At 35.2% G+C, this 17,176-nt stretch carries 6 protein-coding genes; 4 read left to right on the forward strand and 2 right to left on the reverse strand.

The annotated features are described in order from the left end of the window. Window positions 1-141 precede the first annotated feature (141 nt). Complete coding sequence (locus RH82_RS08970; RefSeq protein WP_034059996.1) at window positions 142-2,682, reverse strand: LysM peptidoglycan-binding domain-containing protein; 2,541 nt, start codon at window positions 2,680-2,682, stop codon at window positions 142-144. A gap of 148 nt (window positions 2,683-2,830) precedes the next feature. Then, complete coding sequence (locus tag RH82_RS08975) at window positions 2,831-4,417, reverse strand: peptide chain release factor 3 (RefSeq protein ID WP_034059998.1); 1,587 nt, start codon at window positions 4,415-4,417, stop codon at window positions 2,831-2,833. A 1,034-nt stretch (window positions 4,418-5,451) separates the two neighbouring features. Between RH82_RS08975 and RH82_RS08980 the strand changes: the two genes are divergently transcribed. The 4 genes from RH82_RS08980 to RH82_RS08995 form a co-directional block, all read left to right on the forward strand. Next, window positions 5,452-9,987, forward strand: coding sequence for an Ig-like domain-containing protein (locus RH82_RS08980; RefSeq protein WP_156112445.1), 4,536 nt, complete (start codon window positions 5,452-5,454; stop codon window positions 9,985-9,987). Beyond that, window positions 9,905-10,291: a hypothetical protein gene (locus RH82_RS08985; RefSeq protein WP_034060002.1), complete on the forward strand. Its 387-nt coding sequence runs from the start codon at window positions 9,905-9,907 to the stop codon at window positions 10,289-10,291. Before RH82_RS08980 ends, RH82_RS08985 begins: the two co-directional genes overlap by 83 nt. A gap of 284 nt (window positions 10,292-10,575) precedes the next feature. Beyond that, window positions 10,576-15,735, forward strand: coding sequence for a hypothetical protein (locus RH82_RS08990; RefSeq protein WP_034060005.1), 5,160 nt, complete (start codon window positions 10,576-10,578; stop codon window positions 15,733-15,735). Window positions 15,736-15,970: 235 nt separating this feature from the next. Then, window positions 15,971-17,176: hypothetical protein (locus RH82_RS08995; protein ID WP_034060007.1), on the forward strand; the 1,206-nt coding region annotated here is incomplete at its 3' end.

The following is a 17,176-nucleotide window of genomic DNA, read 5'->3' on the forward strand; positions in this document are numbered from 1 at the left end:
TGAGATAATTGTGAATTCTCGATATGGTTCAGTTTCTAATATTTATTATTAAAAAGTAAAGCTACGATAATAAGTTAAGTTTTACCGATAAACGGTAAAAAATATCTGTTTTTAGTGTTTGACTTTATGCTAACTGACTGGTTATTTGTATGATTTCAGCAAGAAATTATTCAAGTTTTCATCAAAACGATAGATGAAAATAGTTTTATTAATAAATTGTTGGTTTGATCCGTCATATTCAAGAGGTATTCCAAGAGTGTTAGACGAATTACCCTTAAAGTTATCATATTCAGTGAAATAAATTTGATAAAGCGCATTATAGATCATGCCAAATCCAAAAGCAATAGCATCACTATCATTTTCACTAATGTTTTCTGAATAATTATTTAATAGAATTCTTTTTTCATTATAAAATTTTGAAGAAAAACAAGATGGATAAATTAATTTTAGAATACGAAATCGTTTACTAGAAACCTTCTCAACTTCGGGAATGTAATTTGCATTTAAGACAACAAGTTCAATATTATAGTTCGCTAATTGTTTTAATAATGTATTTGTTGCACTCAAGAAAACTCCATCACGTGAGCTTTCAATTATAACATAGTTTTTTGTCTTAGAATTTAAATAATCCTTTAAGTCTTGACTATTAAATATGCCTTTTTTATTTACAAGGATCGTTTTTAGATTTGCAATTTGACTTTCAACAAACTCTTTTGTGTCATTTTTGTCTTTATCATAAATTAGAATTTTATTCCCATCATTTTCATTTAAATACTTAATAATACCCTTTTGCATTTCAGACTCGTCAGTTAAGCCTTTATAATTAATATTTATAACGCTTCCATTCTGAAGTGTTGAAATACTCAAGTTATTAAATTTTTCATTATCACTTGTTTCCGAAGAAAAAGGTTTAATAATAAACTGTGAAATTAACTTAGAATTATCTGCGTCTTCAATAGATAATGAGTTTGAAGTATTACTGATCTTCAAATTAATATTTGGGACTATGTTTTTAATGGAATCAATAGCCATTTGCATACCAATTTTGTAGTTTTCTACAAAAGTTGGATTATTAGATGTCTCAGAAGTTTCATCACAAATAATTTGTGTAATAATATTTTGCTTTGTTAATGCGTAAATTTTTTCAGAAGGTTTATTGCTCTCGGTATTACTTATCTCACTATTCTTTGGCATTTTAATGATGGTACCTATTAAAACCGATTTAGAAAGTTGTGGATTTAACTTTAGAAATTTATTAATTGACATTCCTGCTTTTTGTGATAAACCATAAAGCGTTTCTTTTGATGTTATAACATAGTCAATATATTCAACATTAAGTTTAGTACTAGAATGAGATGGAATGTTTAGCGATTCTTCTGTTTTTACATTAACTGTAGTACGTTTTGGTTTAGTTGTGACAGAAATAGGATTTTTATAATTCGAAGTCTTTATCTGTTTTTTTGAACCACCAAGACTATTAAATAGATCGTAAGTATTGGTGTCGTCTTGACAAATTTCTAAACTACCATCTCTACCAGCAATAGGCAGAATATTAAAAGACACACTTACTGAAGCCGAGGCATCATTACAAGCAGTATCAGAACTTGAGACTGTATAAGTATAAGTTCCCGGAGGATCAAGAGTAGGATTAAAAACACCCGTTCCACTATTAAGTGTTGGTGTCCATATACCACAAGAATCAGGTGAGTTCCCAAGACTATTAAATAGATCGTGGGTATTAGTGTCATCCTCACAAATTTCTAGACTTCCATCGCTACCAGCAACAGGAGGAACACTAAAAGACACACGTACTGAAGCCGAGGCATCATTGCAAGCAGTACCAAAACTAGAAACTGTATAGGTATAAGTTCCCGGTGTATCAATAGTAGGGTCAAAAATACCTGAACTACTATTAAGAGATGGCAACCATGTACCACCGGCATCAGGAGAACCACCTAAATTTTTAAATAGGTCATAGGTATTGGTGTCATCTTCACAAATTTCTAGACTGCCATTGTTACCGGCAATAGGAGGAGTACTAAAAGACACCGTTACCGTAGCCGAAGCATCACTACAATCAGGACCAGAACTAGAGACTGTATAAGTATAAGTCCCTGCTGAATCAATAGTAGGGTCAAAAGCACCAGTAGCGCTACTGAGAGCTGGTAACCATGTGCCGAGAGTATCTGGAGTACCACCTAAACTATTAAATAGGTCATAGGTATTGCTCTCATTTTTACAAATTTCCAGACTTCCATCGTTACCAGCAACCGGTTGAATAATGAAAGAAACCGTTACAGAAGCCGAGGCATCACCACAAGAAGAATCCGAATTAGATACCGTGTAGGTATAAACTCCCGGAGGATCAACAGTAGGGTCAAAAACACCAGTACCACTATTAAGAGCAGGAGACCATGTCCCAACGGTATTAGGTGAATTACCTTGATTATAATTTTGAGTAAGTTGAGTTGAATTAGGTATTTTTAAAGTTTGCCCTACTTTTAGGACTTTGTCTGAACCAGGATTTTGCTTAAAAATAGCATCCATGGTGACATTATATTTTAAGGAAATTCTATATGCGTTTTCGCCTTTTGAAACAATATGAGATTTGATGTTATTTTGAGCGAACCCAAAAACACTTCCTAAAAAATAAAAAACAAATAGTTTACAAATTAACTTCATTCAGATTAGATGACTATGATACGTGATGCTTGTATTCCGTATACAAAAATATCCAATAATCATATGGAGAGTGAGTTCCTGAATTTTTATTATTAATAGGTTATTAACAATAAAAAGATAGAACAAAAATGTTGATAAAATTTACGGCTTAATATTCTGAAGTAAAATGAAAAGTAATACTTGGATATTTCTGTTGTGTCATTTGTAAAGAAAAAGAAGAATCTGCTAAAAAAACTAATTTATTACTCTTGTCTTTTGCTAAATAACGCTGTTTAACTCTCTTAAATGACGTAAATTCTTCACTTTTAGGGTTTTCTGGCTCTACCCAACATGCTTTAAAAACATTTAGATTTTCGTAGGTACATTTTGCACCATATTCATGCTCTAATCTATATTGTATTACCTCATATTGCAGAGCACCAACAGTTCCAATAACTTTTCTTCCGTTTAATTCTAATGTAAAGAGTTGTGCAACACCTTCATCCATTAATTGGTCGATTCCTTTATTTAATTGCTTAGATTTCATGGGATCAGCATTATTAATATATCTAAAGTGCTCTGGTGAAAAGCTAGGGACACCTTTATAGTTTAAGACTTCACCTTCAGTTAAGGTATCACCAATTTTAAAGGTTCCAGTGTCCTGTAATCCAACAATATCACCAGGGAAGGAAATGTCTACAATCTCTTTTTTCTCTGCAAAAAAGGCATTTGGACTCGAGAATTTTACCTTTTTATTATGTCTTACATGCAAGTATGGTGCGTTACGCTTAAACTCTCCAGAAACAATTTTAACGAAAGCTAATCTATTTCTATGATTAGGATCCATGTTGGCATGAATTTTAAACACAAACCCAGTAAACTTATCCTCATCAGGTTGTACCAAGCGTTCTTCACTTTGTTTTGCTCTAGGAGTTGGTGCAATCTCTACAAAACAATCTAATAATTCACGAACACCAAAACTATTTAAAGCAGAGCCAAAAAAGACAGGCTGTAAGTTACCATCTAAATAGTCTTGACGATCAAAACTAGGATATATACCTTCAACCAATTCTATTTCTTCTCTCAGTGTTTCAGAAGCTTCATCACCTATTAGTGTATTCAATTCGCTAGAGTTTAAATCAGAAATTTCAATGGTTTCTTCAATATTCTTACGACTATCTCCACTAAATAAATTTAAGTTTTTCTCCCAAATATTATAGATACCTTTAAAATCGTAACCCATGCCAATAGGGAAACTTAAAGGAGTAACTTTTAAACCTAATTTTTGCTCAATCTCATCTAGTAATTCAAAAGCATCCTTACCTTCACGATCCATTTTATTAATAAAAACAATTATTGGTATGTTACGCATACGGCAAACTTCAACAAGTTTTTCTGTTTGCTCTTCAACACCTTTTGCTACATCAATAACCACAATTACACTATCTACTGCAGTAAGTGTTCTAAACGTATCCTCCGCAAAATCTTTGTGACCAGGTGTGTCGAGAATGTTAATTTTTATACCATTATATTCAAAAGCTAAAACAGAAGTAGCCACACTAATCCCTCTTTGGCGCTCAATTTCCATGAAATCACTGGTTGCTCCTTTTTTAATTTTATTACTTTTTACTGCTCCCGCTTCCTGGATCGCACCTCCAAATAATAAGAGTTTTTCGGTTAAGGTAGTCTTACCTGCATCTGGATGAGAAATGATACCAAATGTTCTTCTGCGTTGTATTTCTTTTAAAAATTCCATAAAAAAATGTATGCGCAAATATAAAATTATTACTTGCATTTAAAGTAATCGATCACGTTCTTTTTGTATATTTTTATTTAAATTAAAACCCTCTAATTTTACTAAAACTTAATTTGAGATTTTAACGATTATATGCCTTTTTTACTTTTTTTTAATTTTGGTTCTATTCTTTTCTCAATCAACCTAATAATTTTTATTAGAGGTCATCATATTGAAATTGTTTTAAAAGTATACTACAATTTTTATAAAAGAGGATAGTGGATATATTGTTAACCTTAACTTTTAAAAGAGCTTGACAATAACACACTAATTATTAATAATAATTGTATTCATTTAAGTTGGAAATGTTAGCCGATTTATTAAAAAAAAATTCAATAGTGTTTAACTTTCTATACCCTAAAAAACACATTTTATACTCTTCTAAGCACTGTTTATTAGTAATTATGCCTTTGCTAATTATGGCTGCTCTTATATTTTAAATCACAAATTAAAAATAAAACTGTTAACAAAACTAATTTTTATTTTTTTGTGAGCCTATTATCTATGGTGTTTAAGCCTTTTTTTATTATTCAAATAACAAAAGCAGTCGTTAGAGTACTTTGTCGGATTTTATGTGTTTTTAAACGAATAAATCCAAAATTCATTATCAAAAAGTTTTTTGATAATGTTATCCAAATAGTTTTGCGGCCAATTTAGAATATTACGGGTTTTACCGTAAACCAAATATTTGTATAAAATGCAAGAAAATAATAATTATTAGAGCGATTAATGTGTCTTTTTAATTAAGAAAAGTTTTCTAAAAACTGAGAATATCATTGAATTTTGTCAAAGATTTAGGCCTGAAAGTGTATTGTATCGTTCTTTTTTACAGTTGAACAATAAAAATCTTTACAATAGAAAATCTAAAGTAATTTGCACTCCGCTATTATTATGATTTAATAATTTTCGAGGTGTAATGAAAATATTAATAATTGTTAAAAGCCGTTTTTATATTCAAAATAAATAGAAAAACATTATAAATAATTTTAACTCAAATGATGAAAAATTACTTTAATAAACCAACAAAAAACACAGACTCTAGTAATTGCTACAAAGAATCTATTTATAAATGTACTCTGAGTGCTTTTCTTATGTTTGCCTTTTTCGCATCCATTAGTGTTAATGCTCATGATTATTCTAAAATCGCAATTGACGGTGTTTTTAATCCTAATTCGGATATTTCACTCACAACGTATCATCAATCGATAGCCAAATTTTCTACAGGTTTTATAACATGGGAAGATAATATGGCTACTAATGATAGAGATCAAACAAGTAGTGTTGAAATTACTCCAGCTAATGGGTATACATATTCTAGAACACCAATGCATTTTGCAGTTTCTGGAAATACTGATACGTTAAGTACTTTTCAATATGAAAATTTAAATCCTTCTCCCCTTACTGTCTCTCAAATTGAAACTATTCCTGCTGGATCTTATGTCATAGCAATGGATGATGCTCTGCAAGGAGGCGGAACGTTCAATTTAAAAGCGTATGGTTTAGTTGTGAGGTTATTGCATGCAGGTGTTCCTTTAAAATGGGCAATAAAAAGTGGTAAAGTTAAAGATGGTATTGATTTTACGGCTAAGGCCTCTCGAATTAAACCAACGACTCAAGGCAGTTCTTCAAGAGATTTTAAAGCTGGCCCTATAATTATTTATCCAGGGTTTGAAGCTCAAGCACTATCTGTTATTAACGCTTATGGCAACAATGTTAATGTGTATCAAACAAGTTTCGACAACCAAATTGAGATATATACAAATTTAATACACAAACCAAAAGCTGCTGTTTTGTCTGACGGTGGAAAAGCAAGTATCCATACCTCAATATACAGTAAAGCAGGCTTAAGTAATGGCACACATTATACTACGGTTTCTAATTCTTCTAGTATTATAAATTCAGCATCTTGTTACACTTTTGTAAGCGAACCTCATGTTGAGGAAGATGATGTGAGTGCTTCTAAAAAGAATAATGTTGAATTGTTTTTAAAAAGTGGTGGTAATTTTCTTGGTCAATGTCATGCAGTTCAATCATACTCTATGCAAGGGTTACTAGCTAATTATCAAACTAAGAATACAGGCGGAAGTGAAACTTACAGTAATCATTCAGAGCCATTTGCTCAGTTTATAGGAACGCTTCCAGATGAAGGAGGTTCAGTAGAGGATTTTAAATTAACATCGAACCCTGGTAAAAAAATAATTTCTAGACCAAATAGTGCTTACGTTGCTTACGTAGGTAAAATAAATGGTGTAATTGGAAGTACAGGTGGGTATGTGCACTATTTAGGAGGGCATGACCATGATGATGTGAATGGTAAAAGAATGCTTTTAAATGCGTTGTTAACACCTTCAAATAGACCCAATGATTGTGGTTTAATTATTGTCAATAGTCCACCAACTGCAACTGATGATTATTATGCAACTACTGGAGATACGCCTGTCGTTTTAAATCCATTAACAGAAGGGGTTGCAGATAGCGATCCAGATAATGATCCTTTAACAATTATCTCTATTAATGGTGAAAACATTACTGGTGGTATACAATCAATTCCAGTAACAAATGGAACCGTAGCTATTAACGCTTTAGGTGTGATTACTTTTACTTCGGATTCAGGTTATATAGGAACAGTAACATTCCCATACACAATTTCTGATGGAAATGATGAAACGGATGATGCAATAGAAACGATTGTAATTAGCCCAAATCCTTGTGATGCTTTAGCTTCGGGGAATGCCGATGCAGATAACGATGGCGTTTCAGATATTTGTGATCTTGATGATGATAATGATGGTATTTTAGATACTGACGAATTAGGGACAACAGTTGTCTGCCCAATACAAAAAATAACATCTATTGGAACTGATTTACAGATCGAGAATGGTACAACGGCAAACCTCCTTAATGGAACTCTCGATAACACCTTCTATTTTGACAATAATCAAAGCTTTACGGTTCAAAAAAATATTTTTAGTATTTCGTTTTTGGAAGCTCTTACCTTAACACAAATAAATATTCGTTTAGATAGAACAGATTCTTTTATAGAAAATGGTGTAAAATTTCAAGTTCAAGGTTTTAATGGAACAGGCTACGATAACCTTACAAGTGTTATTACTTCAAATGGTATCGCTGAGTCCAAAAGAGAACTAATAAATTTATCTAATACAACGGCATATAAAGTATATAGAATTCGTTGGATAAGTGGTGGCCAGGTAGGCTATGATCCATATATACAAGAAATACAATTCACTGCAAACACGTGTAATGCACCAATTGTAGTAGAGAGAGATACCGATTTAGATGGTACTCCAGATTATTTAGATACAGACAGTGATAATGATGGTTGTCCAGATGCTATAGAAGCAGCTGGTGCATATACAACAGCACAAGTAACCAATATTCTTAGTGGAGGAAGTCCGCTTCCCGGAAGTTCTCTTAACTTTCCTTTACCAGTTAATACTAATGGTATTCCAACTGTTGTTACTGGAGGTATTACTTCAGGTTCAGAAACAGTTGGTCAAGCCTTATCTACTGCAGTAATAACTAGTGATGTTATAAGTGCAATAGTTATTATTTCAAACCCAACACCTTCAGTACTCTGTGAAGGAGAAAATATTACATTTACAGCTACTCCAACAGGAGTTAGAGTAACAGATTTTGGATCAACGGGTGTAACAGGAGATGATACTACATCACCGATATCAGCAGGAGATTATACTTATAGATGGTATAAAGACTCAGCACCAGCAACCACATTATCAACACTTTCTACAGTTACTATTAGTGGAATAGCGGCATTAGATGCTGGTGATTATACAGTAGAAGTTAATACTATTAATAATAGTTGTCCAGAAGAACAAACGATTACAGTAATGGTTAATCCGTTACCAAATTGTAATGCTACTAATGATGGATCTGTTTGTATTGAAGGAACTCTACAATTAAACGAAACTGGAGGAAATGCAATTACATGGTTATGGTCTACTAATGGAAGTGGAGTAATAAGTGATTTAGCGATTAAAAATCCGACAGTAACAGGAACTACAAATGGAGAAATATTTACGGTAACAATTACTGATGGTAATGGATGCACAAGTACTTGTAATACAACGGCAATTGTTACTCCAAAACCTTCACAGCCAACAATAGAATGTTGGGAAACTACTACTTTCAATACAGTAACTTGTGTTTGGGATGTAACAGGAACACAACCAGTAGAGCCAACAACAGCATGTTATGAAACAGCTACGTTTAATACAACAACATGTGTTTGGGATATAACAGGAACTCAACCTGTAGAGCCAACAACAGCATGTTATGAAACAGCTACGTTTAATACAACAACATGTGTTTGGAATATAACAGGAACACAGCCTTTAGAACCAACAACAGCTTGTTATGAAACAGCTACGTTTAATACAACAACATGTGTTTGGGTTATAACAGGAACTCAACCTGTAGAGCCAACAACAGCATGTTATGAAACAGCTACGTTTAATACAACAACATGTGTTTGGATTATAACAGGAACACAACCTTTAGAACCAACAACAGCTTGTTATGAAACGGCAACGTTTAATGCCGTTACTTGTGTTTGGGTTGTAACAGGTGCAAAACCATTAGAACCAACAACAACGTGTTATGAAGTAGCGACTTTTAATACAACAACATGTGTTTGGGATGTCACAGGTACACAACCATTAGAACCAACAACAGCATGTTATGAAACGGCAACGTTCAAAGATACAACTTGTTCATGGGATGTAACTGGTACACAACCAACAGCACCAACAACGGCATGTTATGAATCAGCAACCTTTAATAACACAACGTGTTCTTGGGATGTTACAGGTACACAACCAGTAGAGCCAACAACAGCATGTTATGAAACGGCAACGTTCAACGACACAACTTGTTCATGGGATGTAACTGGTACACAACCAGTAGAACCAACAACGGCATGTTACGAATCAGCAACCTTTAATAACACAACGTGTTCTTGGGATGTTACAGGTACACAACCAGTAGCACCAACAACAGCATGTTATGAAACGGCAACGTTCAACGATACAACTTGTTCATGGGTTGTAACTGGTACACAACCAGTAGAGCCAACAACGGCATGTTACGAATCAGCAACCTTTAATAACACAACGTGTTCTTGGGATGTTACAGGTACACAACCAGTAGAGCCAACAACAGCATGTTATGAAACGGCAACGTTCAACGATACGACTTGTTCATGGGATGTAACTGGTACACAACCAGTAGAACCAACAACGGCATGTTATGAATCAGCAACCTTTAATAACACAACGTGTTCTTGGGATGTTACAGGTACACAACCAGTAGAGCCAACAACAGCATGTTATGAAACGGCAACGTTCAACGATACAACTTGTTCATGGGATGTAACTGGTACACAACCAGTAGAGCCAACAACAGCATGTTATGAAACGGCACGTATACGATACAACTTGTTCATGGGATGTTACAGGTACACAACTAGTAGAGCCAACAACAGCATGTTATGAAACAGCAACGTTTAATGACACGACTTGTTCATGGGATGTTACAGGTACACAACCAGTAGCACCAACAACAGCATGTTATGAAACGGCAACGTTCAACGATACAGCTTGTTCATGGGATGTAACTGGTACACAACCAGTAGAGCCAACAACAGCATGTTATGAATCAGCAACCTTTAATAACACAACGTGTTCTTGGGATGTTACAGGCACACAACCAGTAGAGCCAACAACAGCATGTTATGAAACGGCAACGTTCACGTATATACAACTTGTTCATGGGATGTTACAGGTACACAACCAGTAGAGCCAACAACAGCATGTTATGAAACAGCAACGTTTAATGACACGACTTGTTCATGGGATGTTACAGGTGCACAACCAGCAGAACCAACAACAGCATGTTACGAATCAGCAACCTTTAATAACACAACGTGTTCTTGGGATGTTACAGGTACACAACCAGTAGAGCCAACAACAGCATGTTATGAAACAGCAACGTTCAACGATACAACTTGTTCATGGGATGTAACTGGTACACAACCAGCAGAGCCAACAACGGCATGTTACGAAACAGCAACGTTCAACGATTTGACTTGTACTTGGGATGTAACAGGAACTCAACCATTAGCACCAACAACAGCATGTTATGAAACGGCAACGTTTAACAATATAACTTGTGTTTGGAATGTAACAGGTACACAACCTTTAGAACCAACAACATTATGTTTTGAAACAGCAACGTTTAATGACTTGACTTGTGTTTGGGATGTAACGGGAACTCAACCTTTAGAACCAACAACATTATGTTATGAAATAGCAATGTTTAATACATTAACCTGTGTTTGGGATGTAACAGGTACACAACCTTTAGCACCAACAACAGCATGTTACGAAACAGCAACGTTTAACAATATAACTTGTGTTTGGAGTGTAACTGGTACACAGCCTCTAGCACCAATAACAGCATGTTTTGAAACAGCAACGTTTAATGATATAACTTGTGTTTGGGATGTAACAGGAACTCAACCTTTAGAACCAATAACAGCATGTTATGAAACAGCAACGTTTAATACAGTAACTTGTTTATGGGTTGTAACAGGTACGCAACCTCTAGCACCAATAATAGCATGTTATGAAACGGCAGTATTTAATGCATTAACCTGTGTTTGGGATGTAACAGGATCACAACCAGTAGCACCAACAACACCATGTTATGAAACGGCAACGTTTAACAATATAACTTGTGTTTGGAGTGTAACTGGTACACAACCTCTAGCACCAATAACAGCATGTTACGAAACAGCAACGTTTAATGATATAACTTGTGTTTGGGATGTAACAGGAACTCAACCTTTAGAACCAACAACAGAGTGTTTTGAAACGGCAACGTTCAACACTGAAACTTGTATTTGGGATGTAACTATTTCGGTAATATCAGATTGTGATAATCCAATAGATGCTGTCGATGATACCGTAAGTAATGTTAATGGTATAAATGGATTAACAAATGTTATAAATGTATTTGATAATGATACACTTGATAATACTCTAGTTAACCCGAACGATGTCACCCTTACAATTGTTGCTGCTGATGTTACAGGTTATGTGACTTTGAATCCTGATGGATCTATTGATGTACTTGATGGAACCCCGGAAGGTGAATATACTTTAACCTATAGCATATGTGAAATTGCAAATGCAGGTAATTGTGATACTGCGGTTGTTACTGTAAATGTGATATGTAATTCAACTAAAATTTCAGGGATTATAATGAACGATGATACAAATACTCCATTGGCAAATGTTCCTGTAACTTTGATACCAAATAATGGTACTGAAGGACAAATATTAATGATGGTGACTGGAGCAAATGGATATTATAATTTTACTGGATTTATTCCTGGAGATTATATTATTCAGGTTCAGGATGCTAATTTAAACACAGCGTATGATTTGTATAATGTATCGCCAAGTTTAAGTTTCTTATTTATTAATAATTGTAATTATGAAGTAAAGGATTTTTCATATAATAAAACAGACCTGCCCGTTCTTGGAAATTTGGTTTGGTATGATATTAATGCTAATGGGATACAAGATGAATGGTATGATGCCAACGATGACGGAGTTGTAACAGAAAACATTCCTGATTCAAACGGATATGTAGATTATAGTACTTATGAATGGATTGACTTCAATGGCGATGGTAGTTATGAAGGAGCTAATAATGAAGGAGAGTTAAACGCAGCAGGTTTTGGTAGTACAACTATAACTGTTCCTAATATTTATGTAACTGGACCAAATGGTTTCTCAAAAGAGATAATAATAGGGATTCAAGGTTATTGGCGTACTAGAGCTCCATTAAATGCATGGGGTGAATATGAGGCAATGTTTGATTTTGAACCGGGTATAGAAGCAGCAGCAGTTTTAATGAGAGAAAGTGGATTGGTTAAAGTATTGCCATCAGCTGGGGTTCTTAAATCAAGTAATTCAAGTAAATTGGAATCAATTGAGGTTTGCGGTTTAACAACAGATGGTGTTAAATTAGCAGAGTTATCAGCAATAGAACCAGTTGATAATACATTAGATTTTGGTATTCAATGTAAATTGCTTGTAGAACCACCAACAGCCTGTTATGAAACAGCAACTTTTAATGATTTGACTGGTGTTTGGGAAGTAACGGGAACCCAACCAGTAGAACCACCAACCGCATGTTATGAAACAACTACGTTTAACGACATAACTTGCGTTTGGGATGTAACCGGAACACAACCTTTACCACCAATAACCTTATGTTTTGAAACGGCAACTTTTAACAATACAACTTGTTTATGGGAAGTAACTGGAACACAACCAACAGCACCAGCAACGGCATGTTATGAAACGGCAACGTTTAACAATACAACTTGTGTATGGGTTGTAACCGGAACACAACCAGTAGCACCAATAATCTCATGTTTTGAAACAGCAACGTTTAATGACACGACATGTGTTTGGGATGTAACAGGAACGCAACCATTAGCGCCAGTGACCGCCTGTTATGAAACCGCAGCATTTAACACAGTAACTTGTGTATGGGTTGTAACCGGAACACAACCAGTAGCACCAATAATCTCATGTTTTGAAACAGCAACGTTTAATGACACGACATGTGTTTGGGATGTAACAGGAACGCAACCATTAGCACCAGTGACCGCCTGTTATGAAACCGCAGCATTTAACACAGTAACTTGTGTATGGGTTGTAACAGGAACGCAACCATTAGAACCAATAATAGCATGTTTTGAAACAGCAACGTTTAATGATACGACTTGTGTTTGGGATATAAGCGGAACACAACCAGTAGCACCAGTAACGGCATGTTATGAAACGGCAGCATTTAATACATTAACTTGTGTTTGGGATGTAACAGGTACACAACCTTTAGCACCAATAACATCATGTTTTGAAACAGCAACGTTTAATGACTTGACTTGTGTTTGGGATGTAACGGGAACTCAACCTTTAGAACCAACAACATTATGTTATGAAATAGCAATGTTTAATACATTAACCTGTGTTTGGTATGTAACAGGTACGCAACCTTTAGCACCAATAACAGCATGTTATGAAACGGCAACGTTTAATACAGTAACTTGTTTATGGGATGTAACAGGTACGCAACCATTAGCACCAATAACAGCATGTTACGAAACAGCAACGTTTAATGATATAACTTGTTTATGGGTTGTAACAGGTGCTCAACCTCTAGCACCAATAACAGCATGTTACGAAACAGTAACGTTTAATGATACAACTTGTGTTTGGGATGTAACAGGAACTCAACCTCTAGCACCAACAACAGCATGTTATGAAATAGCAATGTTTAATACAGTAACCTGTGTTTGGGATGTAACAGGAACTCAACCTTTAGCACCAATAACAGCATGTTACGAAACAGCAACGTTTAATGATACAACTTGTGTTTGGGATGTAACAGGAACTCAACCTTTAGAACCAACAACAGCATGTTATGAAATAGCAATGTTTAATACAGTAACCTGTGTTTGGGATGTAACAGGAACTCAACCATTAGCGCCAACAACAGCATGTTATGAAACGGCAACGTTTAACAATATAACTTGTGTTTGGAGTGTAACTGGTACACAACCTATAGCACCAATAACATCATGTTTTGAAACAGCAACGTTTAATGATATATCTTGTGTTTGGGATGTAACAGGTACACAGCCTTTAGCGCCAACAACAGCATGTTATGAAACAGCAATGTTTAATACAATAACCTGTGTTTGGAATGTAACAGGTACACAACCTCTAGCACCAATAACATCATGTTTTGAAACAGCAACGTTTAATGACTTGACTTGTGTTTGGGATGTAACGGGAACTCAACCTTTAGAACCAACAACATTATGTTATGAAATAGCAATGTTTAATACATTAACCTGTGTTTGGGATGTAACCGGTACGCAACCTTTAGCACCAATAACAGCATGTTACGAAACAGCAACGTTTAATGACTTGACTTGTGTTTGGGATGTAACAGGAACTCAACCTTTAGAACCAACAACAGCATGTTATGAAATAGCAATGTTTAATACATTAACCTGTGTTTGGGATGTAATAGGTACACAGCCTTTAGCACCAACAACCGCATGTTACGAAACAGCAACGTTTAATGATACGACTTGTGTTTGGGATGTAACAGGAACTCAACCTTTAGAACCAACAACATTATGTTATGAAATAGCAATGTTTAATACAGTAACTTGTTTATGGGATGTAACCGGTACGCAACCTTTAGCACCAATAACAGCATGTTACGAAACAGCAACTTTTAATGATACAACTTGTGTTTGGGATGTAACAGGAACTCAACCATTAGCGCCAACAACAGCATGTTATGAAACGGCAACGTTTAACAATACAACTTGTGTTTGGGATGTAACAGGAACTCAACCATTAGCGCCAACAACAGCATGTTATGAAACGGCAACGTTTAACAATATAACTTGTGTTTGGAGTGTAACTGGTACACAACCTCTAGCACCAATAACATCATGTTTTGAAACAGCAACGTTTAATGACTTGACTTGTGTTTGGGATGTAACGGGAACTCAACCTTTAGAACCAACAACATTATGTTATGAAATAGCAATGTTTAATACATTAACCTGTGTTTGGGATGTAACAGGCACGCAACCTTTAGCACCAATAACATCATGTTTTGAAACAGCAACGTTTAATGACTTGACTTGTGTTTGGGATGTAACGGGAACTCAACCTTTAGAACCAACAACATTATGTTATGAAATAGCAATGTTTAATACATTAACCTGTGTTTGGTATGTAACAGGTACGCAACCTTTAGCACCAATAACAGCATGTTATGAAACGGCAACGTTTAATACAGTAACTTGTTTATGGGATGTAACAGGTACGCAACCTCTAGCACCAATAACAGCATGTTACGAAACAACAACGTTTAATGATACGACTTGTGTTTGGGATGTAACAGGAACTCAACCTTTAGAACCAATAACAGCATGTTATGAAACAGCAGCATTTAATACAGTAACTTGTTTATGGGTTGTAACAGGTGCTCAACCTCTAGCACCAATAATAGCATGTTATGAAACGGCAACGTTTAACGATTTGACTTGTACTTGGGATGTAACAGGAACTCAACCTTTAGAACCAACAACAGCATGTTATGAAATAGCAATGTTTAATACAGTAACCTGTGTTTAGGATGTAACAGGAACTCAACCATTAGCACCAACAACAGCATGTTACGAAACAGCAACGTTTAACAATATAACTTGTGTTTGGAGTGTAACTGGTACACAACCTCTAGCACCAATAACATCATGTTTTGAAACAGCAACGTTTAATGATACGCCACGTATGATGTAACAGGAACTCAACCTTTAGAACCAATAACAGCATGTTATGAAACAGCAGCATTTAATACAGTAACTTGTTTATGGGATGTAACAGGGAACTCAAACCTCTAGCACCAATAACAGCATGTTTTGAAACAACAACGTTTAATGATACGACTTGTGTTTGGGATGTAACAGGAACTCAACCTTTAGAACCAATAACAGCATGTTATGAAACAGCAGCATTTAATACAGTAACTTGTTTATGGGTTGTAACAGGTGCTCAACCTCTAGCACCAATAACAGCATGTTACGAAACAGTAACGTTTAATGATACAACTTGTGTTTGGGATGTAACAGGAACTCAACCTCTAGCACCAACAACAGCATGTTATGAAATAGCAATGTTTAATACAGTAACCTGTGTTTGGGATGTAACAGGAACTCAACCTTTAGCACCAACAACAGCATGTTATGAAACGGCAACGTTTAATACAGTAACTTGTTTATGGGTTGTAACAGGTACTCAACCATTAGCACCAATAACAGCATGTTACGAAACAGCAACGTTTAATGATACGACTTGTGTTTGGGATGTAACAGGAACTCAACCTTTAGAACCAATAACAGCATGTTATGAAACAGCAGCATTTAATACAGTAACTTGTTTATGGGTTGTAACAGGTACGCAACCTCTAGCACCAATAACAGCATGTTATGAAACGGCAACGTTTAATGATACAACTTGTGTTTGGGATGTAACAGGAACTCAACCTTTAGAACCAACAACAGCATGTTATGAAATAGCAATGTTTAATACAGTAACCTGTGTTTGGGATGTAACAGGTACGCAACCATTAGCACCAATAACAGCATGTTACGAAACAGCAACGTTTAATGATACAACTTGTGTTTGGGATGTAACAGGGACTCAACCTTTAGAACCAACAACAGCATGTTATGAAACAGCAGTATTTAATACAGTAACTTGTTTATGGGTTGTAACAGGTACGCAACCATTAGCACCAATAACAGCATGTTACGAAACAGCAACGTTTAACAATATAACTTGTGTTTGGAGTGTAACTGGTACACAACCTCTAGCACCAATAACATCATGTTTTGAAACAGCAACGTTTAATGATATAACTTGTGTTTGGGATGTAACAGGAACTCAACCTTTAGAACCAATAACAGCATGTTATGAAACAGCAGCATTTAATACAGTAACTTGTTTATGGGTTGTAACAGGTACGCAACCTCTAGCACCAATAATAGCATGTTATGAAACGGCAGTATTTAATGCA

Origin of the sequence: Lacinutrix jangbogonensis, assembly GCF_000797445.1 — a bacterium.
GTDB classification, from domain to species: Bacteria; Bacteroidota; Bacteroidia; order Flavobacteriales; family Flavobacteriaceae; genus Lacinutrix; species Lacinutrix jangbogonensis.

Excerpts from the sequence above, each read along its gene's own strand:
- RH82_RS08970 (WP_034059996.1), bottom strand. The coding sequence starts at position 2,682 with ATGAAGTTAATTTGTAAACTATTTGTTTTTTATTTTTTAGGAAGTGTT.
- RH82_RS08975 (WP_034059998.1), bottom strand. The coding sequence starts at position 4,417 with ATGGAATTTTTAAAAGAAATACAACGCAGAAGAACATTTGGTATCATT.
- RH82_RS08980 (WP_156112445.1), top strand. The coding sequence starts at position 5,452 with ATGATGAAAAATTACTTTAATAAACCAACAAAAAACACAGACTCTAGT.
- RH82_RS08985 (WP_034060002.1), top strand. The coding sequence starts at position 9,905 with ATGAAACGGCACGTATACGATACAACTTGTTCATGGGATGTTACAGGT.